The organism is Bifidobacterium sp. MSK.13.1, from assembly GCF_019131435.1.
Lineage (GTDB): Bacteria > Actinomycetota > Actinomycetes > Actinomycetales > Bifidobacteriaceae > Bifidobacterium > Bifidobacterium pseudocatenulatum.
In genome coordinates this window covers 80,642-106,485 of sequence record NZ_JAHOMM010000007.1, presented here as the reverse complement: position 1 = coordinate 106,485, position 25,844 = coordinate 80,642, and the positions used below count along the sequence as shown (strand labels likewise).

At 58.1% G+C, this 25,844-nt stretch carries 20 protein-coding genes; 16 read left to right on the top strand and 4 right to left on the bottom strand.

Features of this window, described 5'->3' with window-relative positions; genetic code table 11:
* A partial coding sequence (locus KSY55_RS07610) for an alpha-amylase family glycosyl hydrolase (RefSeq protein WP_217749665.1) occupies positions 1-2,587 on the bottom strand: 2,587 nt, incomplete at its 3' end.
* A gap of 641 nt (positions 2,588-3,228) precedes the next feature.
* Here KSY55_RS07610 and KSY55_RS07605 point away from each other — a divergent pair.
* Complete coding sequence (locus tag KSY55_RS07605; RefSeq protein WP_004221266.1) at positions 3,229-3,729, top strand: hypothetical protein; 501 nt, start codon at positions 3,229-3,231, stop codon at positions 3,727-3,729.
* Positions 3,730-3,850: 121 nt separating this feature from the next.
* Here the strand turns inward: KSY55_RS07605 and KSY55_RS07600 are convergent, their stop codons facing one another.
* Both KSY55_RS07600 and trxA read right to left on the bottom strand, forming a co-directional pair.
* Positions 3,851-4,849 (bottom strand): G5 domain-containing protein, encoded by a 999-nt coding sequence (locus tag KSY55_RS07600; RefSeq protein ID WP_004221269.1) that lies wholly within the window; start codon positions 4,847-4,849, stop codon positions 3,851-3,853.
* A gap of 234 nt (positions 4,850-5,083) precedes the next feature.
* The gene (gene trxA, locus KSY55_RS07595; RefSeq protein ID WP_004221272.1) at positions 5,084-5,449 is read right to left on the bottom strand and encodes a thioredoxin; all 366 of its coding nucleotides are present in this window, start codon (positions 5,447-5,449) and stop codon (positions 5,084-5,086) included.
* Positions 5,450-5,639: 190 nt separating this feature from the next.
* Here trxA and KSY55_RS07590 point away from each other — a divergent pair, with 190 nt between their 5' ends.
* The 12 genes from KSY55_RS07590 (at position 5,640) to KSY55_RS07535 (ending at position 20,716) form a co-directional block, all read left to right on the top strand.
* The gene (locus KSY55_RS07590) at positions 5,640-6,260 is read left to right on the top strand and encodes an NUDIX hydrolase family protein (protein ID WP_034879491.1); all 621 of its coding nucleotides are present in this window, start codon (positions 5,640-5,642) and stop codon (positions 6,258-6,260) included.
* A gap of 131 nt (positions 6,261-6,391) precedes the next feature.
* Entirely contained in the window at positions 6,392-7,240 is an 849-nt protein-coding gene (locus KSY55_RS07585) for an alpha/beta fold hydrolase (protein ID WP_055063880.1), read from the top strand.
* A 132-nt stretch (positions 7,241-7,372) separates the two neighbouring features.
* Positions 7,373-8,461 carry an NAD(+) diphosphatase gene (gene nudC / locus KSY55_RS07580; RefSeq protein WP_095279490.1) on the top strand — a complete coding sequence of 363 codons (1,089 nt, stop codon included), beginning with the start codon at positions 7,373-7,375 and terminating at the stop codon, positions 8,459-8,461.
* A gap of 55 nt (positions 8,462-8,516) precedes the next feature.
* A complete protein-coding gene (gene gcvH / locus KSY55_RS07575) occupies positions 8,517-8,921 on the top strand; it encodes a glycine cleavage system protein GcvH (RefSeq protein ID WP_004221283.1) in 405 nt (134 codons plus the stop codon).
* A 109-nt stretch (positions 8,922-9,030) separates the two neighbouring features.
* Positions 9,031-10,266, top strand: coding sequence for an App1 family protein (locus KSY55_RS07570; protein WP_004221286.1), 1,236 nt, complete (start codon positions 9,031-9,033; stop codon positions 10,264-10,266).
* 148 nt (positions 10,267-10,414) lie between these two features.
* The gene (locus tag KSY55_RS07565) at positions 10,415-12,865 is read left to right on the top strand and encodes a S9 family peptidase (protein ID WP_117612367.1); all 2,451 of its coding nucleotides are present in this window, start codon (positions 10,415-10,417) and stop codon (positions 12,863-12,865) included.
* Between the two features lie 132 nt (positions 12,866-12,997).
* Positions 12,998-14,038, top strand: a complete 1,041-nt coding sequence (locus tag KSY55_RS07560; protein WP_065437350.1) for a 3-isopropylmalate dehydrogenase — start codon at positions 12,998-13,000, stop codon at positions 14,036-14,038.
* A 172-nt stretch (positions 14,039-14,210) separates the two neighbouring features.
* Positions 14,211-14,954 carry a TM2 domain-containing protein gene (locus KSY55_RS07555; protein WP_118269306.1) on the top strand — a complete coding sequence of 248 codons (744 nt, stop codon included), beginning with the start codon at positions 14,211-14,213 and terminating at the stop codon, positions 14,952-14,954.
* Positions 14,954-16,096, top strand: coding sequence for a lipoate--protein ligase family protein (locus tag KSY55_RS07550; RefSeq protein WP_004221294.1), 1,143 nt, complete (start codon positions 14,954-14,956; stop codon positions 16,094-16,096). The genes KSY55_RS07555 and KSY55_RS07550 overlap by 1 nt, the downstream gene beginning before the upstream one ends.
* Positions 16,097-16,267: 171 nt before the next feature.
* Positions 16,268-16,993, top strand: a complete 726-nt coding sequence (locus KSY55_RS07545; RefSeq protein ID WP_004221295.1) for a Crp/Fnr family transcriptional regulator — start codon at positions 16,268-16,270, stop codon at positions 16,991-16,993.
* Positions 16,994-17,094: 101 nt separating this feature from the next.
* The gene (locus KSY55_RS07540) at positions 17,095-19,386 is read left to right on the top strand and encodes a transglycosylase domain-containing protein (protein ID WP_118269305.1); all 2,292 of its coding nucleotides are present in this window, start codon (positions 17,095-17,097) and stop codon (positions 19,384-19,386) included.
* 193 nt (positions 19,387-19,579) lie between these two features.
* Entirely contained in the window at positions 19,580-20,716 is a 1,137-nt protein-coding gene (locus KSY55_RS07535; protein ID WP_118269304.1) for an NADH:flavin oxidoreductase/NADH oxidase, read from the top strand.
* 123 nt (positions 20,717-20,839) lie between these two features.
* Here KSY55_RS07535 and KSY55_RS07530 read toward each other — a convergent pair whose 3' ends face one another.
* Positions 20,840-21,988: a quinone-dependent dihydroorotate dehydrogenase gene (locus tag KSY55_RS07530; protein WP_004221302.1), complete on the bottom strand. Its 1,149-nt coding sequence runs from the start codon at positions 21,986-21,988 to the stop codon at positions 20,840-20,842.
* 190 nt (positions 21,989-22,178) lie between these two features.
* On the opposite strand from KSY55_RS07530, the gene KSY55_RS07525 reads away from it, so the two are divergent.
* Genes KSY55_RS07525 through galK form a run of 3 tightly spaced genes read left to right on the top strand, consistent with a single transcriptional unit; the run spans position 22,179 to position 25,520 of the window.
* On the top strand, positions 22,179-22,982 hold the full coding sequence (locus KSY55_RS07525; protein ID WP_033524326.1) for a DeoR/GlpR family DNA-binding transcription regulator: 804 nt from the start codon (positions 22,179-22,181) through the stop codon (positions 22,980-22,982).
* Between the two features lie 5 nt (positions 22,983-22,987).
* Complete coding sequence (gene galT / locus KSY55_RS07520) at positions 22,988-24,238, top strand: galactose-1-phosphate uridylyltransferase (protein WP_118287629.1); 1,251 nt, start codon at positions 22,988-22,990, stop codon at positions 24,236-24,238.
* A gap of 31 nt (positions 24,239-24,269) precedes the next feature.
* Positions 24,270-25,520, top strand: coding sequence for a galactokinase (gene galK / locus KSY55_RS07515; RefSeq protein ID WP_004221309.1), 1,251 nt, complete (start codon positions 24,270-24,272; stop codon positions 25,518-25,520).
* The last annotated feature ends 324 nt before the right edge of the window (positions 25,521-25,844 follow it).

The following is a 25,844-nucleotide window of genomic DNA, read 5'->3' as shown; positions in this document are numbered from 1 at the left end:
TGGCGAGCTTGACGCCGCCGGCGCGGGTCCAGGTCTTGCCCTTGCCCTGGCCCCAGTCGCCGACCGCGTACAGGGTCTCGCCGGTCTTGAGGTCGGCGGCCGCGTTGATGGTGATGTCCACGGTGTTCTCGACCGCGTTGGTCCACTTGAGGTCCACGGTCTTGGTCTTGTCGGCGGTGGCCTTGACGTCGCCGATCTCGTCCCATGTGGTCTTGCCGTTCGCGTCGACCTTGATCAGTCGGGCGGTGATGGCCTGGCCCTTGGTCATGGTGGTGGTGCCGGTGTACGCGTTGCCGTTCTTGGCGAGCTTGACGCCGCCGGCGCGGGTCCAGGTCTTGCCCTTGCCCTGGCCCCAGTCGCCGACCGCGTACAGGGTCTCGCCGGTCTTGAGGTCGGCCGTGGCGCTGAAGGTGATGTCCGCGGTCTTGATAACCGGAGGCGTTGCCGTGCAGGTGATGGCTGTCAGCGAGGCGGACGAACCATCCCAGCTCACCTTGCCCGAGAATTCAAAACCAGGCTGGCTGGCCCCCGGCATCTGCGAGCCGTTGCCGTTGGAGAAGATCACGCGATAGGTGCCCTCGCCCAAATCCGGAACCTCATACTTGTATGTGCCGGCCTTGGCGCACGAATCGGCGGCCGCCATCGCGGTCATCTCCACGCCCGGCCAGGCCGCGTTGTTCTTCGCGGTCGCTCCGTCGCCCGTGTACACGTACGCGTACATCTTGCTCCAGCCGGAAGGCTTCGTCGCATAAATCGTGTTCGCCTGAACCTCAACCTTGGTGTAGGTTGCGGTGAACTCGAGCGCTTCGCCGCTTTCGGCGCCGGTGCCCTTGACGGTCAGGGTGACGGAATCGCCGATCTCCATATCGCCGCCGATGGTGAGCGAGTCGCCGTCAACGAAGGAGCCGTTCTTGCCATTGCTCAGTGAGTAAGTGAGATTGGTGGCATTGCTGGCGTTCAGCGTCACCTTGATGGTGTTGGAGGAGAACTTCTTGCTGACGGTCGCGGAAACGGATTCCTTCACGCTCGTGTTGAAGTACACGCTCACCGCATCGCCCTTGGCGGTGCCGGAAGTGATCTTGCCGTTGGAAACGGTGATGGTGCCGCCGTTCACCTGATCGGTGTACGTGCCGTCGTCAAGCTTGGTCGGAGTGCCGGCCAGATTCTGGTCGCCGCCCATGTTGGCGATGCTCACGCCGTCATTGCCGGCATTGTTGTCGGTCTTGTAACGTTCCACCATGAGGCAGGAGTTGTTGTTCTGTTCGGAACCGCAGTTGCGCAGGTATTCGGCCTCGCCGTCCATGGCATTGCGGAAATGGTTGACGGCCGCAACAGCCGTGTCTTTCCACATGTCATCGCCGGCGTCGCCCAGCTGAGAGGCTTCTGCGAACTGGGGCTGATTGCCGCCGGAGGCCTTCGGACGGTTGAAGAACAGTGGCGCTCCGCCTGCGCGTGCGCCGACCACGGCCCAGCCGAAGCGTATCTGATCGTTGGTCAGATACGTGGATTCCTTGTCGCCATTGGCGTAGTTGTCATGCGACTCCACCCAAGTGACCAGCTGATCGTCGTTGACGCCCCCGTTGCGCAAGCTCATAAGATTGCCCGCATTGAGATTCTTGCTCCACAGTGCAGAACGGATGGTCTTGCCATAGTCGGAGGCCGTGGCTCCGCCGCCGCCTTCGCCATACTTGGCATACAGGTTGGCGTACGCCTTGTAATCCAGTCCGGAATCGCCCTGCAGCACTTCGCCGTACTGGTATTGCGAGCCGTTCTGCAGAATGGTGGTCCAATACTGCGAACCGTCGAATTCGTTCGGCAGTTCGACGTGCTTGCCGGCGTCGAAACGGAAGCCGTCAACACCGTCGTTCACCGCGGTTTTCAGGAAGTCGTGCATACGATTGGCGACTTCCGGATTGGCGGTGTTCAGATCCCATAGGCCCAGCAGGTGGCAGTGCGTCACCTGCCAACGGTTGGAATAATCGATGTTGTCGCCGCCGGAGCCGCTGCAGGAGTTGCGCGCATGGAAATATTCGCTCTTCTGCCAGTCGGAGTCGATGGCGTTCCAGTCGGCGGTGAAGTGGTTGGCCACAACGTCGACGATGATGCGGATGCCATGCGCGTGGGCTGCCGCGGTCATGGCTTTCAGGTCGTCTTCGCTGCCGACCACGAAGTTGCCGATGGAGGTGTTCGTCGGCTGATACACGTAATACCAATTTTCGGTGAATTTCTTGCCGTTGGCGTCGTTCACCTTGATTTTGCTCATCGGCTCGGTCTGAATGGAGGTGTAACCGGCTTCGGCGATCTCATCCATATGTTCGGTGATGGTGTTGAACGACCACATCCACGCGTGCAGAATGGCGCCGTTCTTCATCTCCTTGGTCAGACCGTACTTTTTGCGTGCTGCTTCGAAAGTCGGGTTGCCTACGGTGTCCGCATAACTGTTACGGTCGGTGCTCGCCTGTGCGGAGACGCTGGCGACTGCCAGTCCGCCGAAAACTGTGGCAAGGGCTGTGGCGCCCACCGCCAGCTTCTTGCTGACGCGCAGGCCCAGCTTCTGCCAGGCGGGAGTTGGTTTCCGATGTTTCATTGACCTTCCTGATCCTTCTTTTCTTGTGTTTGGGCCGGTATCGGGGCTTGTGGCTCCGTTATCGTGGCCGCTGCTTTGCGACGGGGGTTCCATCTTCTTTGATAGCGTTTGCAATACTGCAACCGTGTAGTGTATATTCTATCCCGGTTGGAGTGTAAAAGATGCTGAAAAATGGCGGATTTTCAATGAAAATCGTTACTGAGAAAATCATTTTAAAAATGAAAATGATTGCAAAAGATAGTTGTGCAAGATAGCCCCTATATGAACCGTTTTGCAAATGATATGCATGCATAAAGCACGATATTTCAGCGCTTTCTATATGAGATTGGAAAACTGTGCTGCAAAGTATTTGCAATTTGCGCAACCCGTAGTGCGGGGGTGAGGTAGGGGTTGCCACATCTGTTTTTAGCAGAAAACCGTCGGGCGACAAGGGGTGGTGTGCTCATCGAGTTGGCTTAGGAAGTGCGCTGGCTGAACCGTATCGAATTTCTCATTGAGACAAGCATGGTCTGCGGTATGTTTTTTCGTATTATGTTGTGTTCTTGAAAATATGAATATATTCCCAGAGATTCGATTCGTTTTATTCTTAACAATGAGGTACAGTATTTCACGTAGTTATTTACAATAAAGGAAGGATTTACATGTCCGTTCTTGATGGTTTCAAAGAAGTTGGCGAAAGAACTGGTGGCAAGTTGACCATGACGGTCATGCTTGAATCCGTTCGTTTTTCCAAGGGTGTTTCCGAAGTTCTCGGACGTCCTGAATACGTCAAGCTGCTGGTGAATTACGAGCGCGGCAAGTTCGCAATCCAGGTATGCGATGAGAATGACGATTTCGCTCTTCAGTTCAATGCTCCGAACGCCGATACGCCGTCTTCCGTCACCACCCGCAACCTTGACCTGCTCGTTGCGACGCAGAAGTTCTTCACCTTCCCGGAAGTGCCTGCAGACAAGATCGCCTTCTTCGCTCTGGACGGCGAATATCACAGCGATGAGCGCGTGATCATCTTCGATGCCAAGAACGGGGTCCGCAGCGGCACCGTCGGCAAGCGTGGTCCGAAGGCCGGTCACGGCGGCCGCAGGCGCAGGAAGATCGATGACGTCAAGGAAGCCACGGTGATCGGTTCCAACAATGCCCTGTGAAATCGGCGATATCCCAGTGATATTTAAGATCGTAATATAGTTTGAGCTCCGTAATATCTTCGAATATTACGGAGCTCAAACTATATCATCATCGAATCAATCAATGATGATCAATCGCGATTTAATAGCAGTGATTGGCCAGCCAGTACGTGTAGGCTCCCTGAATGGAACCATAACGCTGCGCGCAATAACCCCAGAACCACTTGAGCTGAGTCTGATAATTGGTGGCCCAATCGGCGCCCGCGCTCACCATCTTGCTGCCAGGCAACGCCTGGGGCAGACCATAGGCGCCCGAACTCGGATTCGTTGCGGTGACGCTCCAGCCGGACTCGTGGGTGATGATGTATACGGTGGCGGTGAAATCGGCTTCGGTGTAGCCGTTCGACAGCAGATAATCGTGAGCCCACTGCTGCATTTCGCCCGCCGGCACAGTGGTGCCGATCGACGCGGAAGCGCTGGAGGACGACGACGAAGTGGAGCCGGTGCCGACGAGAATGACCTTGTCGACCGGAGCCTTCTTCACATACGAGCTGATCATATTGGAGGAGACAACGGTGTCGCCGGACTTGGTTACGAGGTTCGTGGTTTCCATCACGCCCTCTTCGCCTTCCGTCTCAACCTTCTCCTGGCCTTCCGGCAGGCTTGAGGTTTCCTTCTTGACGACATTGAAACCGATGGCGGTGTCGGAAACCTCAACGCTTGCGCCGGCACGCTGAATGGTGATTACGGTCTTCTCATCCACCTTGGTGGTGAGCGAAGGGGAGACCGTGTCTTCCGGTTCGAGCGTGATGTCTCCCGCGTCGAGCACGGACTTCACGTCGGTGAAATTGGTACCGGGCACCACGCGCGACTTGCCGTTGATCTTCACGGTGACATACGAGGTGTCTCCATTGAGCAGCTCACGGGCGTTGCCACGGGATGCTTCGGCGGAATCGGTGACGGAGAAGGCCGTGACCTGATTGGCCGTGTTCTGCTCCGCGGAGGTGTAAAGATTGCGCGACACAATGCCGCCGGTAGCCAACAGGCCCACCGCCGCGACCGTTGCGGCGATCTTCACCAGCGAGGACTTGCTCGGCATGGCGAAGGTAGACGATCGGGCGTGCTTGCTGTGGTTAGCCATTCTGCTCCTAAACGCGCGTTCAGATCCTCGACGAATTCACACATGCACGGCATGCGGTGCGCCGCCACTTCAGGCTTCGCCGGAAAGCGCATATCCAACGCGACATTCTACTCCATGCCATGGAATCCGGGCGAGCGCATATGTAACAGGCAGGCAAAGCGGGCATGCAAAGCAAAAAGGTGCCGTTGATGTTTCGCCATCGAACGGCACCTTTGCAATCCTTTGATATTCGCCTTATTGCGCCTGTTCCGTAGCCTCTTCGGCAGCGGCCGCATTGACGTCCAGCTCCTTGGCCTGGGCGATCAGATCGTCCAGATCCGACGCGCGCAACGCGCCAGCCTGCTGGAATACGATCTGCTGGTTCTTGATCACCATCAAGGTCGGCACGGCCTGCACTTTGGCGGCGGAGGCGAGATCCGGATTCTGGTCGATATCGACCTTCGCGAAATAAATGTCAGGATTCGCTTCGCTTGCCTTTTCGAACGTCGGGCCGAACGCACGGCACGGACCGCACCAGGTTGCCCAGAAATCCACGAATACCAGATCGTTGGATTCGACGACCTGATTGAAATCCTGCGAAGTGACCGCATGCGTTGCCATGATTGCTCCTTGCTGTTCGTTCCATCGACGCGCGTGACGGGCTACGCCCCTCGTATGCGATTGCTTTGGAGTATATAACTGCGTCCCAACCCGCCGCATTCCCGGCATATGCAATATCCGCTGTCAGAAGAATCGTCTTTCGGCGCATTCTTTTCCAGCCAATTCACACAAGATGCGTGATAATGGGACTATGCCAGTGATGAATGATGAAGTGCCCGACGAGGGCGATTTCGATGCAGGCCGTCGTCGCGGAGAATTCGACGACATTACGCCGGAGGATTTCATTCGCGGAATAGGTAATCCTCCAGGATGGCTTGCTTCCGGCGAAATCAACCGTATGCGCGGCGAAATGCCGATTCCATACGTGCTTGTGGTGCCGGTGCGCACCGATGATCTGGGGCGTGTTTCACAGGTCGGATCGTTGCTTCGCGTGTCTGACGACGGCAGTATCGAGCGAACGCTGATTGCCGGGCGCGTGCTCTATCACGAATCGTTGCGTGAGGCCGTGGCGCGTAATATCGCCAAGGATTTGGGCGATATCGCGTTGCCGCAGCTGCCGGTGAGTCTGCAGCCGTTCACCGTGGCCGAGTTTTTCCCGACGCCGGGACTATCCGATTATTTCGATTCCCGCCAGCATGCGATCGCATTGTGCTACGTGGTGCCGATCGCGGGCGACTGCAAGCCGCAGGATGAGACGCTTGACGTGGAATGGGTCAACCCGAACAGCGAGATCCTCGACACTTTCATAAACCAGATGAGCAACGGATATGGCACGATTGTGCGTCAGGCGATCGCTTGGGCCGGCAGGTAGCCGACAGGCTTATGGTTGACGTCGAAACCGGTCGGCCGTGGGCGCCAGGAAAGCGCGTGGCAGCTTGCGAATGCAGGCAGCGCAAGCGATAGATACATAGGCAATATAGGGGAGAGGAACGGAGTGAGACGATGACGATCGAATTACATAATAACGTGTATTGCGAGGGCGAGGGGCTTCCCGTGGTGCTGGTGCACGGGTTCCCCGTGGACCACCGCATGTGGGACGAATGTGCGGAGGCGTTGGAGGCGGCCGCTGTGGAACATGGTGTGAAACGGTTCCCGATCTGGGGTCCCGACATGCCCGGTGCGGGAGAAGGGCCGATTCCTTCCGATGAGACCAGTGGCGGCAAAGACGCGGACGGCGCTTTCCCGAACGGTTTGGACCATATGGCCGACGCCTATGTCGCGATGTTGCATGCGGCCGGTTACGACAAGGCGATTTGGGCGGGCCTTTCGATGGGCGGCTATCTGGTTCTCGACATTCAGCGTCTGCACCCCGAAGCTGTTGCCGCGTTGGCATTGTGCGACACGAAGGCCGCGGCGGATTCCGCGCAGATGCGCGCGAAGCGCATCGCGATCGCCGAAGCATGCGAATCGACGGGCACGCATGAGCCGGTGATGGGATTTGCGGCATCCACACCTGAGGATTCCACCATCAAACAGTCGGCCGCCTACCGTGAACAGTTCACGACGTGGATCAACGAACAGCCTGCCGAAGGCATCGCATGGCGTGAGCGCATGGCGGCTGGGCGCCCGGATCTGAACGATGTGTTGCCTGCGATTACGGCACCGGTTGCGGTGATCTGCGGCGACAAGGATCCGTCGAGCCCGCCGAGCGTGATGACGCCGATCGCCGATGCGATGACAGGCACGAGCGCGGATATGACGGTGGTATTCGATTGCGGGCATTTCAGCGCATACGAGCATCCGCAGGCGGTTGCCGACGCGCTGCTCGCGCTGGTGCGCAGGGTGCAGTAGCCGGTATTTTCCGCCGCTGCCGTCAATATCGCAATCAGAAATACAAAAAAGATATAAAAAAATAGAAAAGAAAATACGGAATAGAGAAAAAATATCCGCTCTATCAATCGTATTCAAGGAAAGAAGCAATCGATGAGCGTGTTCTCGCCACTGGCGCTGACCCAGGCACTGCCGTTCCTGCCACTTGCGCAAGGCGATATCGACTATGAGGTTTCGAGACGCGACGAACCCGACCTGTTCGACACGGCGCTGCTGGAGCCGGACACGAAGGTCATTCTCGTCAAAGACGGCATGGTGGCGGTGCCGCGCGGACAGGGAGCCATCGCGGACTACGCCAACGTGCATATGCGTCTCGCGCAATTGCCCGGCGCCTACGTGGCGGCGGAACTGCACACGCATCCGACGGCGCTCGCCATATTCCTTGGATCGTATGGCGGCAAACGCGACGAACACGTGGTCGCCGTTGACGTGTCTCGCGTGAAAGCCGCGGAGACGGTGGTCGCAAGCAGCGAGCATATGGGCGCGGACGATGCGTTCGGCGAACAGCACGAACCGGAAGCGAAAACGTCGAAATCGTTGCTGGAAAGCGCTGCGGAACGATTCGACTGGGTCGATCTGCGCGGATTCGCACCGCATGCCAGCGCGCGCGAAGCAGGCCAGGCCACGACGGCGATCTCGCTGGGCGTATGGCATGCGCGCCAACGTCATTGCCCCACATGCGGCGCTCCGACCGAACCGGCGTTGGGAGGATGGGCGCAACGCTGCACCAGCGAAGCGGACGGCAAGCGACTGCTGTTCCCCAGAGTGGAACCGGCCGTCATCACGGCGATCGTGGACCATGAGGACCGTCTGCTGCTGCAACACAACAGCGCATGGCGCAACACCGGACTGTACTCCGTATCGGCCGGCTTCGTGGAAGCCGGAGAAAACCTGGAGCATGCCTGCCGGCGCGAAGCCAAAGAGGAAGTCGGCATAGACATCGGCGAACTCAAATACTTGGGATCGCAGCCATGGCCGTTCCCCGCATCGCTCATGATGGCGTTCAAAGGCGTGGCCAACACCACCGACGTGCGCGTGGACGGCGACGAGACCCTGCAGGCGCGTTGGGTGACCCGCGACGAATACATGAACGAGTTGGTGGCAGGGCGTATGGAAGCTCCCGGAAAGGCCACCATCGCCCGCTACATGATCGAAGAATGGCTCGGCCACGACCTCCCGTAACAAGTTTCGGCACTGCTCTAGGGAAATACATACGATTGACGTAGAATGAGCTTTCATGAGCGAAGAAAACGATAACAAGCCGAATCTGGATGTGCCTGAGCATCTTGAATATTCCGACGAGCATGTGTGGGTGGATGCTTCCACCGAGCCGGCCATGGTGGGTATCACCGAATATGCGGCCGACCAGCTTGGCGAACTCGTGTACATCGATCTGCCGGAAGTCGGCACCGAAGTACAGGCGGGCGACGAGGTGGCGGAACTGGAATCCTCCAAGGCGGTCACGCCGCTGGTCACTCCGGTGGCCGGCGTGATTCGCTATGTGAACAACGAGGCCGCCGACGATCCAAGCATCGTAACGGGTGACCCGTATGGCGAAGGCTGGATTTTCAAAATCGAACTTGAGGATGACGAGCCGGGACTGCTTTCCTCCGAGGAATACGCCAACATCGTGGCTCAGTGAACGGCACGATTCGGGAAATTGGATGGGAAATCATCGGTATTCCCTGAAAAATCCCTGATTTTCACGCTGGGGTACCAGGTAATTCAATAATTGCCTTTATAGTGGGGTTATGACCGAACCGCAGCCGTTGCCCCAGCGTGAACCGGATTCCATATCCGAAGATGACATGCCGACTGTGCCCATTCCCGCACGCAAGGTGGTCACCACCTTCGACGCGGCTTCGAAACACGAACGCATCGAAGTCAAGCCTCCGCTGACACGACTGTTCCGCCGCACCATTACCAGAGCGTTCAACAAGTGGGTGACGTTCTCAACAAGCATGGTGCTCAATCTCAACTGGTATCCGCGCGTGGAACCATATGTCGGCTACGGCACCGAACATTACTCTCGACTGATCTGCCGAACCGTGTACGGGCCCTTCAAACGTCAGGCGGGTCGTCTGACCCGTGGCATCCGTGCCATGCTCACCATCCCCTCGCCGCATACGAAGGTGCGCATCGCCATCGACGGCGTGCCCCTCGAAACCGTGCAGGTGGGCGCGTCCGAAGTGCACGACGAAGTGGACGCGCAGCGCAATGTCTCCAGTGAATTCGCAGCCTCCGATTCCGCAGGATATCTCGATCTCGTGGCCGAACATTCGCTCGAACCGGGCGTGCACGACGTGTCATACAAGGTACGCAGCCGCAAACCGGTCACAGCCAACCTGTTCACCATTCCCAGCGGTACGAAAGTCGGCGTGATCTCCGACGTGGACGACACCATTATGGTCACGCAGGCGCCAAGCCTGATGAAAGCCGCCTACAATCTGCTGCTGCTCGATCCAAAGAAGAAAATGCCGGTTGCGGGCATGAACCTGCTGTTCAACCGCATTGCGGACATGTTCCCGGACGCGCCGTTCTTCTACCTGTCGACATCGCCATGGAATGTGGAAAGCTCGATCCGGCATTTCATCGCCAACCATGGTTTTCCGGAAGGTCCGCTGCTATTGCGCGACCTCGATCCTCGCCCGAAAACGTTCATTCCTTCCGGAGTGCAGCACAAACTCGAGTATGCCGAACAATTGATGGCTGATTTTCCTGATATGAAGTTCATTCTGATCGGCGATGACGGGCAGAGGGATCCGACCACGTACGCCACGATCGCACGCCGATACCCAGGGCGTGTGCTGGCGATCGGCATCCGGCAGTTGTCTCCACGCGAAGTCGCCGGCAATCTCGGCACCGTTGCGGGGCGTGCGGTCACGCAGCCGATCCCGGTCACCGATGTTCCGGTATTCACGGGAACGACCGGCTCGAATCTGATGAAAACCATGCTGCCGTTCCTGAAACAACAGATGGGCGTCTGACTTTTTCGTACGCCCGGAGCAGGGGGTGCGTGCCGCGTGGGATTGGGAATGCAATGCCGGTATAATCGCGTGCATGACTGATTTTCGGGGTGAACAGGGCGCAACGGGCGCGCGAGAAAGCGACGAAAGCGTGCAAGACAAATGCGGGATGCCGATCGCGAAGCGTGTGCCGAAGGAGCGCGTATTCCACGGCGACACCTTCATCGACGAGTACGAATGGCTGCGCGACAAGGAATCGCATGACGTGCAGGATTACGTCGCCGCGCAGAACCGGTATTGCGAGCAGCGCATGGAACCGTTGAAAACCCTACGCTCCACACTGTTCGACGAGCTCAAGTCGCACGTTCAGGAAAACGACATGTCCGTGCCGACACGCATGGATGGCTACTGGTATTTCGTACGCACCCAGGAGGGTCAGCAGTATGCGGTGCAATGCCGTGTGCCTATTCGAGGCGCAGACGATTGGGATCCGCCAACCATTGAAATCGGCGTGCCCATCGACGGCGAACAAGTGGTGTTCGACACCAATGCCGAAGCGCAAGGCCATGATTTCTTCCGTATCGGCGGCATGGATATTTCCAAAGACGGACGTTGGATGCTGTACGGCACCGACACCAGCGGCGACGAACGTTACGATTTCCGTATCCGCAGCTTGGAAACCGGCAAGGAACTGCCGGAAGTGTTCAAGGGCATCGGTGGCGCCTGCTTCACACCGGACGCGCAATGGGTGTTCTATGTGAAGCTCGACGACGCGTGGCGTCCATACGCGGTGATGAGGCACCGCGTCGGCACTCCCATCGTCGACGATGTGGAGGTGTACCGCGAACGAGACGAACGATTCTGGGTTGGCATCGGCCTGTCGTTCGACGAACGCAATCTGGTGATCGGCACCGGGTCGAAGACTACCACCGAGGTATTGCTGCTTTCTACCGACGATCCGGAAGGCGAATTCCGCGCGTTCATTCCGCGCGAGCAGGACGTGGAATACGACGTGAGTTTCAGCCGTTTCGAAGGTGCCGGCGAATGCGGTGAGGATATTCCGCTCGCCGTGGTCTATCACAATGCGTTGAACCCGAATTTCGAAATCGATGTGATCGACATGCGCTCCCATGAGCCCCCGTACCGTTTGGGTGAGGGCGTGCGTGTGGCCGTCGGTTCGCCGTACGGATGCGAGCACGGCGACGAAGTCGAACCGGGCGCTTCTGAGATGCCGATCGGCACACCGTATTCCAATCCCTGCAATCCAGCCATTTTGCAGGGTGCGCATGGTCTTGGCATTGAGGGGATCTCGATTCACCGGCATTATGTGGCGCTGCAGTACCGGGCGGAAAGCCTGACGCATATTGCGGTGATGACGAAGGATGCCGCTGCGGAGGATTTTCTTGCGGGGCGTCCATGGAAGTTCACCGAGCTGGTTCCCCACGCGTTGGAAGACGATTGGGATGTCGACGAGTCGGTGGACGAGATCAACGAGGAACGTGCCGAAGTGTGGGGCGCGCTCGACCAATTGGCCGCCGCGCAAGGCGAGGGGTCGGCCGTGCATGGGGTTTCCCGCAAGGCGATGACCTCATCGGATGGTGCGACCGCCGATGCGATGCCGGGGGAGACCCGGCGCTTGTATTCGATTGGTGTGGGAGGCAATCCTTCGTATGATGCGCCCCGCATGCGCTACTCGTTCTCCAGTTACACGCGTCCCGGCGAACTGCATGATATCGATCCGGCGACCGGCGAGGATCGCCTGTTGAGGCGTGCCACGGTGCTTGGTGGATTTGAACCGCGCGAATACATGGAGCGCAGGGTGTGGGTTACCGCCCGCGATGGCGAGCGCATTCCTGTTTCCTTGGTGTGGCGCAGGGATGTGCCCGCGTGTGATTCGGCGATGTTCGTTACCGGGTATGGCGCGTATGAGATCAGTTCGGATCCGGGATTCTCGGTGTCTCGCATCAGCATGCTTGATCGTGGTGTGCTTTATGCGGTACCGCACATTCGCGGCGGCGGTGAGATGGGTCGTGCTTGGTATGAGCAGGGGCATTTGCTCAATAAGAAGCATTCGTTTGAGGATTTCGTTGATGCCGTGCGTGCGTTGCAGTGTGCCGGTTTGGCGTCGCCTGCTCGCACGGTGGCCGATGGCGGTTCCGCCGGTGGCCTGTTGATGGGTGCCGTGGCGAATATGGCTCCCGAATGTTTCGCGGGCGTTGAGGCGGATGTGCCTTTTGTGGATGCGTTGACGTCGATTCTTGATCCGTCGTTGCCGTTGACGGTTACGGAGTGGGATGAGTGGGGCGATCCGCTGCATAATGCGGACGTGTATCGGTATATGAAGGAATATACGCCGTATGAGAATGCGCCGTCTGATGCAAATGATGCGCGGGTTGCGGTTTTTCCCAAGATTTTCATTACCACGTCGATGAATGACACTCGTGTGCTGTATGTGGAGCCGATGAAATGGTTGGCCCGACTGCAGCGTGCGGGCGTGGATGCCGTGGCGAAGATTGAGGTTGAGGCTGGTCATGGGGGTACGTCTGGAAGGTACAAGCAGTGGGAGGAGATCTCCTATGAGAATGCTTGGTGTCTTGGCGTGATGGGTATTACCAGCTGATTAGGCTGTGCGATTTGTGAGATTCGTATGATTCATGCTTTTCGTGTGTTTCGTACAGGAAAGCGGCCTGGAGTGTCCATTAGTTGAGCGTTTTAAGTCCACGTGCTGATTCGTTGACTAGAGTCGCGTGCTATGAGTGATTCTGCAAAGAAGTACACCATCGCCGTCATTCCGGGCGATGGCATTGGCAAGGAAGTGACTCCGTGGGCTCAGAAGGCTCTGGAGAAGGCGGCCGAGGGCGTTGCCGAATTCGATTACGAGAATTTCGATCTTGGCGCCGAACGTTACCTGCGTGACGGTGCGATTCTTCCGGAAGAGGAAGAGGAACGCATCAAGAAGACCGACGCGATCCTGTTGGGCGCAGTCGGCGATCCGCGTATCAAGGCCGGCATTCTCGAACGTGGCCTGCTGCTCAAGCTCCGTTTCGATCTCGACCAGTACGTCAACCTGCGTCCGTCCAAGCTGTACAAGGGCGTGACCTCCCCGCTCGCCAACCCGGGTGATATCGACTTCGTCGTGGTGCGTGAAGGCACCGAAGGCCTGTACTGCGGCGCCGGCGGAGCGGTTCGCCGCGGCACCCCGAACGAGGTGGCCACCGAAGTTTCCATCAACACCGCCTACGGCGTGGAACGTGTGGTGCGTTACGCCTTCCAGCTGGCCATGAAGCGCAGGAAGCATGTGACCCTCGTGCACAAGAAGAACGTGCTCGTCAACGCCGGAGACATGTGGCAGCGCATCGTCGATAAGGTCGCCGAGGAATATCCGGAAGTTTCCCACGACTATCTGCATATCGACGCGACCACCATTTTCATGGTGTCGAATCCGTCCCGCTTCGACGTGATCCTCACTGACAACCTGTTCGGCGACATCATCACCGACGAGGCAGGTGCCGTGGTCGGCGGTGTCGGATACTCCGCTTCCGGATGCATCAACGCTTCCGACGAATACCCGTCCATGTTCGAGCCGATCCATGGTTCCGCACCGGACATCGCAGGCCAGAACAAGGCCAATCCGACCGCCGCGATCCTTTCTGCGGCCATGCTGCTGCGTCATCTCGGTTTCGACGAAGCCGCCGCCAAGATCGATGCGGCCGTCGAAGCGGACATCGAAGAGCTGGGATCCGCTACCCGCTCCACCGACGAGGTCGGACGCGACATTCTGGCACGCATGTGACATATGATCCGGAACGCATGATTGCGCCGGATATGTTCGCCTGTTGAGACGCCTGTCGAAATCGAGTTCATGCTTGAATTCGACAGGCGTCTCGCATATTCAGGGGGATTTCAGGGATTGCTTTCAGGGTGGATGAAAGCAACAAGGCAAATTATGGGATATTGTTGAAACCATGAGTGACAACAATGCCGATTACAACGGTTCCGGCCAAGACGAGTATTTCGCGACGAACGATTCAACTCAAGCCGATTACAGGCAGTCGCAGGATGGCTACAATCAGCCTGCATCACAGCCGCACAATCCCAACCCGTACGCATCGCAGCAGCCTGTGCAGGGATATGCCCCGGGTACGCAGGGCAACAACATCCCCGGCGGTACGTACGGCAATGGTCAGCCATATGGTCAGTCGGCTGCCTACGGTTCGTCCGTCCCCGCATATGGCTCGGCCGCTCCCGCTTACGGGCAGCCGACTCAGCCTGCGCAACCTGCACAGCCCATCTACGGCCAGCCGACGTACGGACCTACGGATTACGCACAATCGGCGCAGGCCCCCTATTATCAGGAGCCGACTCAGCCCCAATACACGCAGTCCGCATACAATCAGCCACCAACCTACGCGCAGCAGACCTACTATCAGGCGACCCAACAGCAGCCCGGCTATGGCTACGCGCAGAAGTCGAAGATCGTCGCCGGCCTGCTCGGCCTGTTCCTCGGCACCCTCGGCGTGCACAACTTCTATCTGGGATACACAGGCAAGGCCGTGGCCCAGCTGTTGCTGACCCTGATCGGATGGATCATCCTCATCGGACCGATCATTTCCGGAATCTGGGCTCTGATCGAAGCCGTCCTCATCCTGTGCTCCAGCTACGGGTCCAACTGGCACCGCGATGGGCACGGCCAAGAACTCCAAGATTGATGGGCAGAGGGCTGTACAAGCAGCCGGGCGGCAAACTCGTAGGGGTTTCCGTCCGGCTTTCTGATGACATTCCAGCATATTTCCGCGAATGTGCAAGTTCCATCCAATCCGTGGAACAATGTCGGATCGACGGCGATTTCTTTCTTGACGGCGATGACAAGGATTCCCGCCGACTATTGCAGGATTGGGAAAACTTGCTGCAAAGCCAGCGAGGCGCGCCCACACGCGACATTACGCGACGATTGCAAGCGATTACCGCGAACTATCCGAACGTGCGATTGGTGGGTATGACGGCAGAAGGCATTGCCATCGCTTTTCTCCGCGCAATCACAGGCAGTGAATCGCGTAATGCGGAAGATGCAACGGGCAACGGAAATATCGCGAGGTCCACGAAACAATATTCCGGGGAACAACCGGGAATGCATAATGCGCTGACACAAGAGGAATATCTGGAACGCTGGCGGGACCTGAAACCGACCGTCATCCACGACAAGCCGCGCGACCCGAACGAACAAATGGAAACCGACATCGCATGGGCGCGCGAAGTGGCGGCAGGCAAACGCGAACCCACGCTGCGTATCTGGGAATGGGCCGCTCCGGCCGTGGTCATCGGCAAATTCCAGTCGCTCGAAGACGAAGTCAATACGGCGGTCGCGCAGAAGGAAGGATTCACCGTGGTCCGACGTTGCACCGGCGGCGGGGCGATGTTCATCGAACCGGGCAATACCATCACCTACTCGTTGTACGCGCCGTTCGATTTCACCCAAGGCATAAGCATCGAGGAATCATACCGGCTCTGCGATTTCTGGCTGGTGCGCGCGCTTAAGGAACTCGGGCTCGACGTACGATTCGCCGGACTCAACGACATCGCCACGCAATACGGCAAACTCGGCGGAGCCGCACAACGCCGATTCACACCAGTAGAGGGAGGGCCTGGCGCCATACTGCACCACGTGACCCTCGCCTACGATATCGACGCGGAAAAAATGGGGCGGGTATTGAACACCTCACGTGAGAAAATGTCGGACAAAGCGGTGAAATCAGCGGTAAAACGAGTCGATCCAATGCGCTCGCAGACGGGTATGAGTCGTGAAGACGTGGTTGAACGGCTGCTCGACGCCGCCAGGCGAGTTACAATGTAGCCCGATGGTCGAAGCCGCCCCTGATATCAAGGGCAATGAGAACGTTACGAAAGCTTGGTGTTCCGTGAGGGCATGTGGAATCGCAACAAGCTTTCGAAGCCGCGGCAGCGCGCCCGGCAACACGCCTGGTGGCGTGCCCAGAGGATGTGCCTATGAACGGAGGTGTGACAAATGGCTACGCCAAACGAGACCAATAGTGGACCCAGTGGCGAAAGCGCGACGTTGCTGCACACCGCGTTGTTCAAGCAGGTTTCTTCCGAAGAGGCGGAGGAACTGCTGCCGCATCTGCAGCATGCCGAATACAGCAAGGGCGACTATATTTTCCGCGAAGGCGACACCGATCACCGCATGTATCTGCTGGAACGCGGGCGCGTCAAACTGATCCGGCAATCGTCCGACAGACGTGTGCAGTTGTTGAGCATTCATGCGTACGGCGAAGTGCTGGGTGAGATTCCGGTGTTCGATCCGCATGGTGGACCGCGCACCGCGTCCGCCGTGGCCATGACCAGTGACACGAAAGTCGTATGGCTTGAGCATGACGCCCTGTTCGCATGGCTTGACGAGCATCCGCGCGTGGCCGTCGACATGCTTCAGGTGCTCGCGCATCGCATGCGTGACAACAACGAGCGCATTTCGGAGCTTGTGTTCATGGACGTGCCGGGACGTTTGGCGAAAACGCTGCTGAATCTGGCGTCACGCTTCGGCGAGCCGGTCGAGGCGGGGTTGAAGGTGCCGCACGATCTGACGCAGGAGGAAATGGCGCAGCTGGTCGGTTCGTCGCGCGAGACGGTGAACAAGGCGCTGATGGATTTCGCCAACCGTGGATGGATTGCGCGTGAGGGCCGTTCCATCATCATCTACCAGCCTGGCATGCTTATTCGACGATCGAGACGATAATTTTCGACTGTTTTCCAGTGTTTTTCAAGTTTTACGGTTGTTTGTGAGAAACCCGTGATGGCTGCGATCGGCCGGTTGATTAGTAGACCCACCACTTTAGAATGGGCACCATGCCCGAAAAGAAGACTTTGACCGTTCAACGTGTGCTCGCACTCGTGATTGCCTACATCACGCTGAGTGTGGGTGGCGGCGTGGCCGCCAGTTTGTTCCTCCTACCGGCGGTTTTCGGCGCGAACAGCGTCGCCAAGGCGGTTATTCCGTCGCTGTCGGTCGAAGGTATTGATTTTGATGTGACCAGCCTGCCGCAGAAGTCGACCATGTACGCTTCCGATGGCACCACGAAAATCACCGAATTCTGGGATCAGAATCGTGAAGTCGTGCCGTTGAAGAAGATTTCCAAATACATGCAGCAGGCCGTGGTAGCGCGTGAAGACAGACGATTCTTCACTCACGGCGGCGTTGATGTGCAGGGTGTGTTCCGCGCGTTCGTCCAAACATATATGAAGGGCGACCATCAGGGCGGTTCCTCCCTTACCCAGCAGTATGTCAAAAACGTGCTGATCCTGCAGGCGCAGCAGGATGACGATCCGATCGCACAATACCATGCGTCGGAAGATACCATCGCACGAAAAATGAGGGAAATGCTGATTTCCGTGCAAATGGAAAAGCAGTATTCCAAGCCTGAAATTTTGCAGGGATATCTCAATATCGCACAGTTTGGCGGCAATAGCCTCTATGGCGTGCAGGCGGCTGCGAAGCGGTATTTCAACACCACCGCAGATCAGCTGAACATCGTGCAGTCCGCCACCATCGCGGCAATCACCAAGAATCCGAACGCTTACGATCCTTCCGTCGAATCGAACCAGCCGGAATCCGAGAAGCAACGCAATATCGTGCTGCAGCTGATGAACGAGCAGGGCTATATTTCGGATGCGGAATATCAAGAGGCGGTCAATACTCCGCTCGCAGATACGCTTGATGTCCAGCCTATTTCCACCGGTTGCATGGCCGCGGACTATGATGCGGGCTATTTCTGCGATTACGTGGTGCATAAGATTTTGAATTCCAAGGAATTCGGCAAGACCAGCGAGGACAGGGAAAGACTGCTGAAAGAGGGCGGTCTGAAGATCGTCACCACGTTGGATATCGATGCCAACACCTTGTTGAACGAAACCGCGCGCAACACCATCCCACCGGAAGATTCCTCCGGCATGGAAATCGTGATGGCGTCCGTCAAACCGGGTACCGGAGAAGTGTTGGGCTTCGGTCTGAATCGAACGTATGATGCCACCGAAGCGGCGCAGAACGACCAGACCAGGGATTCCATGAACTATGCCGTGGATCGAGAAGACGGCGGCGGCATGGGCTTCTCCATCGGCTCGTCGTGGAAGCCTGTCAATCTGGTGGCATGGATGGAAGCGGGACATTCCGTCAACGAAAACCTGCAGACGTCCACGAGGTATTCGACCTCGTTGTTCGCATGCGATCGTTATACCGGCGGCACTGATACGTGGAACGTCACCAACGCAATAACCAATGGAACGGTGAACCCGGAAACGCCGGCATTGGCTTTGGCAAGGTCTCATAACACCACGCAGGCTTCCATGGGATCCATCATCGGCTTGTGCAAGATTGCCGATACCGCAACTGAACTTGGCTATCATGATGCGAATACCGGTGAGACGCTCGACAAGACCTCATCATTCGTGCCTGCCATGATGGTCGGCAACGTCAACGTGTCCCCGCTGACGATGGCAAGCATCTTCGCTGTATATGCGTCCAATGGCGTGCAGTGCGATCCGATCGCGCTGAAGCAGGTGACTGATGTGGACGGCAATGATATTAAGGTGCCTTCCGCGAACTGCCATCAGGCGGTCGATCCGGAAATCATCCAAACGCTTGCTTGGGCCATGAATCAAGGCGTTGTCCGTCCTGACGGCGCAGGCGGTGTGGCACAGCTAGCCAATGGACGTAAGACCTTCGCCAAGACCGGTACCCACGAGGATCAGCTAGTTACGACGGGTGGTTTCATTCCGAACCAGATCGCCACATTCGTGCTCGTCGGTGACGTGCAGAACCCGGTTGGCCACCCGATTGCGAATATCGCTATCAACGGCCAGTACCACAGCTACTGGGATGGTTCCACCATCGCGGCCCCGGCATGGCGTGACTTTATGAATGCTTATGCGGAACGCAAACAGCTGCCGATTGACAACGATTATGGGCAGCCTGCGGCCAAGTATTCCGCAACATCCAGCACGGTCACCAAGATCGGCGGTGGAAAGCAGAATGCCACCCAGCAGCAAAGCACAATCATTCAGCAGCAGAACCAGTCGCTTCAGCAGCAAAGCCAGCAGGATGATCAGGATCAGCAGCAGACCGAAGATGAGTGACGCTTCCGCAATTCAGCGAATGGAAGTGAACAATCAATGAACGCCCGCCACGCTCGGCGGGCGTTCTGCGTAGAATGCAGATAGTGCCGGTTTTATGGCACGAAATCTCCAGAGAAGCTCAAGGGGAATACAAGAAGAAGGTTCAGCCGATCGGCATGGAGCCAGTAGGTGCGACCGGAGGGGAGCTACTACGATGAGCGAAGACGAAAAGAAGGCGAAGCGGTCGAAGAAGGCCAAAACCAATGGCACGGTTGGCCTGTTCGATCCTATGACTTTGCGTGGCATGACCGTGCGCAACCGCATCTGGCTGCCGCCAATGGACACGTATTCCGCGTTGGCCCAGGATGGCCTGCCCACGCCATTCCACTACCAGCATTATGTGTCACGTGCCATGGGCGGTTTCGGCATGGTTATCGTGGAAGCCACCGCAGTGACGCCGGAGGGTCGTATTTCGCCGTGCGACTTGGGATTGTGGGCCGACGAGCAGATGGACGCATGGCGTTGGATCGTTGCCGATGCGAAGGCCGCCGGCGCGACGATGGCGGTGCAGCTCAACCATGCCGGACGCAAGGCTTCCACCGGCTGCTTCTCCATCGGATACGAGCATGAGAGCGTGCCGGAAGAGCAGGGCGGATGGCAGACCGTGGGGCCAAGCGCCAACGCGTTCGGGCCGTTGGACAAGCCTCGCGAACTCACCGTTGACGAAATCCATGCCATCGTCGACCAGTTCCGCGACGCCGCTTGGCGTGCTTATGATATCGGCTTCGACGCGGTGGAAATTCATGCGGCCCACGGCTATCTGCTGTCGCAATTCCTCGATCCGCTGATCAACGAGCGCGAGGATGAATACGGCGGATCGTTCGACAACCGTATCCGCATACTGGTCGAAGTCGTGGACGCCGTGCGTTCCGTCATCCCCGACACCATGCCGGTGCTGGTGCGCGTTTCCGCGACCGATTGGGCCGCCGGAGGCTGGGATCTCGATCAGACCGTCGACCTTGCCAAAGTCCTGAAGAAGCACGGTGTCGATCTGATGGACGTCTCCACCGGAGGCATGATTCCGGGCGTGACCATTCCCGTCAAACCCGATTATCAGGTTCCATTCGCCGAACAGGTGCGCTCGCGTGCCGAAATTCCAACCACGGCCGTCGGATTGATCACCAAGCCGAAGCAGGCCAAGAAGATTTTGAAATCCGGTGCCGCCGACGCCATCGAAATCGGACGTGCGGCGCTTCGTGATCCGAATTGGCCTCTTCGCGCCACCCACAAGCTCGGTATTCCGACCGAAGATGCGCCCTACCAGCCGCAGTATGTGCGTGGCGCATACTAAACGCAACCAATAACCAAGGTAATATCGAACAACAATCGAACAACAATAATGCGCCCTGCACCGCGTTGGCGGTCGCAGGGCGCATTATTATTTGGTGCTCGCTGCCGATTGAAATAATCGGTATCAGGCGTCGATGCCGACAGCCTGGCTCACATGGTCGAATCCGTCGCGCTTGAGCAGTTCGGCAAGGCCGCGCTTCAACACGGTGATCTGCTGCGGTCCGCGATACATCAGCGAGCTGATGAACATGACCAACGACGAGCCGGAACGAATCTTCGCATACGCCTGCTGCGGAGTGAACACGCCGCCGATGCCGGCAATCGCAAAACGGTCGCCATACTCGCGGTACACCTGCTTGATGCGTTCGTTGCTGGCCTCATAGCATGGCGAACCTGACAGTCCGCCCTCCCAATCGCGAGGAATCTCCATGCCGGCGCGGTCCTTCTGCAGATTCGCAATCGACAAGCCCTGCACATTGTGTTCGGCAAGCACGTCAAGCAGATCCTTGAACTCTTCCCAGGACTTATTCAACGGCATCTTCACCAGCGTGGGCTGTGGACGTTCGATCTTGTCGAGTTCGGTGAACAGCTTGTCGAGCGCTTCAGGGCTCTGATTGAACGGTTCGCCGGCCATCGTGTTCGGGCAGGAGATGTTCACTTCGACCATGGCGGTGCGACCGGCTGTGCGGCGCATCGAAATGCAGTAATCCTCGATGCCTTCGTCCAAATCGCCGGTCTTATCGTCATTCGTACGCGCGATCGACACGGAAATCTGCATGTCGCGCGCCTTCGTCCAAGCCTGTTCCGCGCGCGGAACAACGATTTCCGAACCCTCATTGGCAAGACCGACATGCACCATCATCGAATCATATTCGGGCAGACGGTGGAACCACGGCTTCGGATTGCCGGGGCACGGACGAGACGTGGTGGATCCGACCGTTTCGAAGCCGAAGCCGGCGTTGTCGAGCAGCACCGGCATCTCGCAGTTCTTGTCGAGGCCGGCGGAAAGGCCGAACGGATTGACGAAGTCGACGCCCATCACGCTGGTTTCCAGCACGGGGTCGGAATAGTTGAGCATTTCACGGCACGCCCACATCAGCGGCGGAATGTTCTTGGTGATCTTGCAGAACTGAATCATCTGGTCGTGCGCCACATCGGGCGTCTGATTGAACACGAAATGCGGCTTGATGATGTGCTTGTAGCCGAAGGTGAAGAGATCTGTGGTGGCTTTGTTCACCGCATCGTGCCAGAAATTCTCAGAAACATACGTCATGGTTCACTATTCTCGCACCGTTTGTCGCAGGAAAGCAACACGTCGATTGATTTCGCTGACGGGATGTCGACGTTCGTTTTTGTTCGATTTGAACGATTACAGGAGTGCCAAGTATATTTTTTCGTGAGGAAAACGCGCGAAACGCTCATCTCAGTTTTTATTTTGAGTGAACATGTGCGATAATGTTCGAATGATATCGTCACAACGTCAGCATTTGATTTTGAGCAGGTTGCGTACCCGCGGTGCGGTGCGTATCACCGCATTGTCCAAGGAATTGGGCGTTTCCGCCATGACCATCCGACGCGATATCGCCGATCTGGCCGACAAGGGTCTGCTGAAGCGTGTGCACGGCGGCGCCGTCACCACCAGCACGCTGCTGAGTGAGCCGCTGTTCTCCGTAAAGTCGCAGATGGACATCGGATTGAAGGACGCCATCGCACAGGAAGCCATCAAATATGTGGCACCCGGCGACGTGATCGCCATCGGCGGCGGCACCACCGCATACGTATTCGCGCAACATCTGTTGGAATCACAGCAGTCGTCGGGGATCACCATCCTCACCAACTCCATTCCGGTGGCGGAACTGGTGCAGGCGCTGGAATCGAAAGACGTGGAAGTCATCGTGACCGGCGGCGTGACCACCCGATCCAACTCGCTCGTAGGCCCGATCGCAGACAAAGTGGTGGCCTCCCTGCGCGTCAACACAGTCTTCCTGGGCACGCATTCCGTGTCCATTCCGCGCGGCTTCCTCATGCCGAACTCGCTTGAGGCCGCAACCGATATGGCAATGATGGACATTGCCGATCGCACCATAATTTTGACCGATCACACCAAGTGGAGCTGCACATCATTGTCGCTTTTCGCACGCTTCGACCAGGTGGACACGGTCATTACCGATGATGGACTAGACCCCGATTCGGTCGGGAAAACAAGGGATTTGGTTAAAGAGCTCGTGCTGGCACACCAGAGCGAGCCTATTCAGGAAGGTGAATAACCATAATGAGTGAATTCGCAAACTACACTCCCGGAGAGTACGCGAAGGAGCACATTCGCATCACGCCGACCACGCTCGCCGATGGCCGCGCTTTCTTCTACCTCGACGATGATCCGGAATACGTTTCCGGCGCGAAGACGCGCGAACTGAACGATCCTCGTCAGCTGGCATACCGTTTCTCCAACCAGCTCAACGCGGCCGGTGAGGAAGTGCCGTACGCTGCTCCGGAAATGCGTCGCGATCCACTGACCGGCGACTGGATTCCTATGGCGACCGCACGCATGAACCGCCCGATCACCGCAGGACCGGGTGCCACCGCCAAGGGCAACCCGCTGGCCGCACGCAAGCCGGGCGACCCGTACCAGGACGGCGAAGTGCCGGACACCGACTACAACGTGGTCGTGTTCGAAAACCGCTTCCCGTCGATGGTTCGCGTGCCGGGCCGTTCCGAAGCCGTGGAATACGTCAACGGCAACCCGCTGTGGGAGAAGAAGCTTGCTGCAGGCCGCTGTGAAGTGATCTGCTTCGACCCGGATGAAGACGGTCTGCCGGCAGACCTGCCGGTCTCCCGTCTGCGCACCGTCGTGGAAGCGTGGGCGTTCCGTACCGCCGAAATCTCCAAGATGGAAGGCATCGAACAGATCTTCCCGTTCGAAAACCACGGACAGGAAATCGGCGTCTCCTTGGCACACCCTCACGGACAGGTCTACTGCTACCCGTTCATCGCGCCGAAGATGGAAGCCGAACTCAAGCAGACCGAAGCCTACCATGAGAAGACCGGCGGCAACCTGCTCAAGGATCTCATGAACTCAGAAATCGAGGCCGGGGAGCGCATCGTCATGCGCAACCACAGCTGGGTGGCCTACGTGCCAGCAGCAGCCCGTTGGCCCCTCGAGGTGCATGTGGCCCCGGTGCGCGACGTGCTCACCCTCGACGAGCTCAACGACCAGGAACGTTGGGATCTGGCCGTCATGTACTCCACCCTGCTCAAGCGCGGCAACGCGTTCTTCGACAAGGGTGACGGCAAGGGTATGGACCTGCCGTACATCGCAGCATGGCATCAGGCTCCGATCCACGACGTACGCCGTGAAAACTACCGCCTGAACCTGCAGTTCTTCTCGTTCCGCCGCGCAGCCAACAAGATCAAGTATCTGGCCGGATCCGAATCCGGCATGGCCGCATGGGTTTCCGACACCACGCCGGAACTCATCGCCAAGCGCTTCCACGAGCTCGGACCAATCGATATCGAAGGCTGAAAGCCAATAAAACCCAAAGGACAAAACACCAATGACTGCTGTTGAATTCATTGAGCCGCTCTCGCACGACGAGGGTGTGAAGAACGCGACCGATCTGTTCCGTGCCACCTACGGTGAGGAGCCGGCTGGCGTATGGGCCGCACCGGGCCGTGTGAACCTGATCGGCGAACACACCGACTACAACGCGGGCCTGTGCCTGCCGATCGCACTGCCGCACCGCACGTTCATCGCGCTCAAGCCGCGTGAAGACACCAAGGTGCGCGTGGTTTCCGACGTTGACTCCGAAAACGTTACCGAAGCCGACCTCGACGGTCTGCAGGCCGGTGGCGTGGAAGGCTGGGCCGCCTACCCGGTAGGCGTTGCCTGGGCATTGCGCGAAGCCGGCTTCGATGCGGTGCAGGGCTTCGATGCGGCATTCTCCTCCTGCGTGCCGCTCGGATCCGGTCTGAGCTCCTCCGCAGCCATGACCTGCTCCACCGCCTTGGCGTTGGATGACGTGTACGGTTTGGGTTATGGCGCATCCGATGCCGGTCGTGTGACGCTGATCAACGCCGCCATCAAGTCGGAAAACGACATGGCGGGCGCGTCCACCGGTGGGCTCGATCAGAACGCATCCATGCGCTGCACTTTCGGCCATGCGTTGCGTCTTGATTGCCGTCCAGAGCTGAGCCCGCTGGAGAACGTCTCCCAGCAGGAATTCGATCTCGACAAGTACGGTCTGGAACTGCTGGTGCTTGACACTCAGGCTCCGCACCAGCTCAACGACGGACAGTATGCCCAGCGTCGCGCCACTTGCGAGAAGGCCGCCGAAATCCTCGGCGTGGCCAACCTGCGTGTGGTCGCCGACAGCATCGCCAAGTCCGACGATCCGTTCCAGGCGCTCAAGGAAACGCTCGACAAGCTGGAAGACGACACGATGAAGAAGCGCGTGCGCCACGTCATCACCGAAATCGCCCGTGTCAACTCCTTCGTGCGTGCCTTCGCCAACGGCAAGATCGACGAGGCCGGCCGACTGTTCAACGCGTCTCATGATTCGCTCGCTGCGGATTATGAAGTGACTGTGCCCGAGTTGGATATTGCCGTGGACGTGGCCCGTGCCAACGGTGCGTATGGTGCGCGTATGACCGGCGGCGGCTTTGGTGGCTCCATCATCGCCCTGGTGGATAAGGGCCAGGGGCACGAGATCGCACAGAAGATTGCTGACCGCTTCGAAAAGGAAGGTTTCAACGCACCTCGCGCCTTGCCGGCGTTCGCTGCGGCTTCCGCGAGCCGTGAGGCCTGATCGCAGAAGCTGATGCAAAAACGCGCGTTGGCGCACGTCCATGAAAAGGACGTGCGCCAACGCGCGTTTTTCATGATTTACTGTGGACCAGATGGGTGCACAGCTATCTCACGACGATGGCCAGCAGGCACGATGCCGAATGCTTCATCTCCGGCTCCCGGGTGCAGCTACGTATTTGGTTTGGTGCTGTCTGTGAGCGTACTCGTGCTCTCCTTCTTCCTGAAGGAGGAATGCGGCTTTCGTAAGTAGCGACTGTCGCCTCGGCGGCCGTCCTGTTCGGCTACGCTTTTGCGCGTACAACGGACGGGTTGTACGCGTATTTGA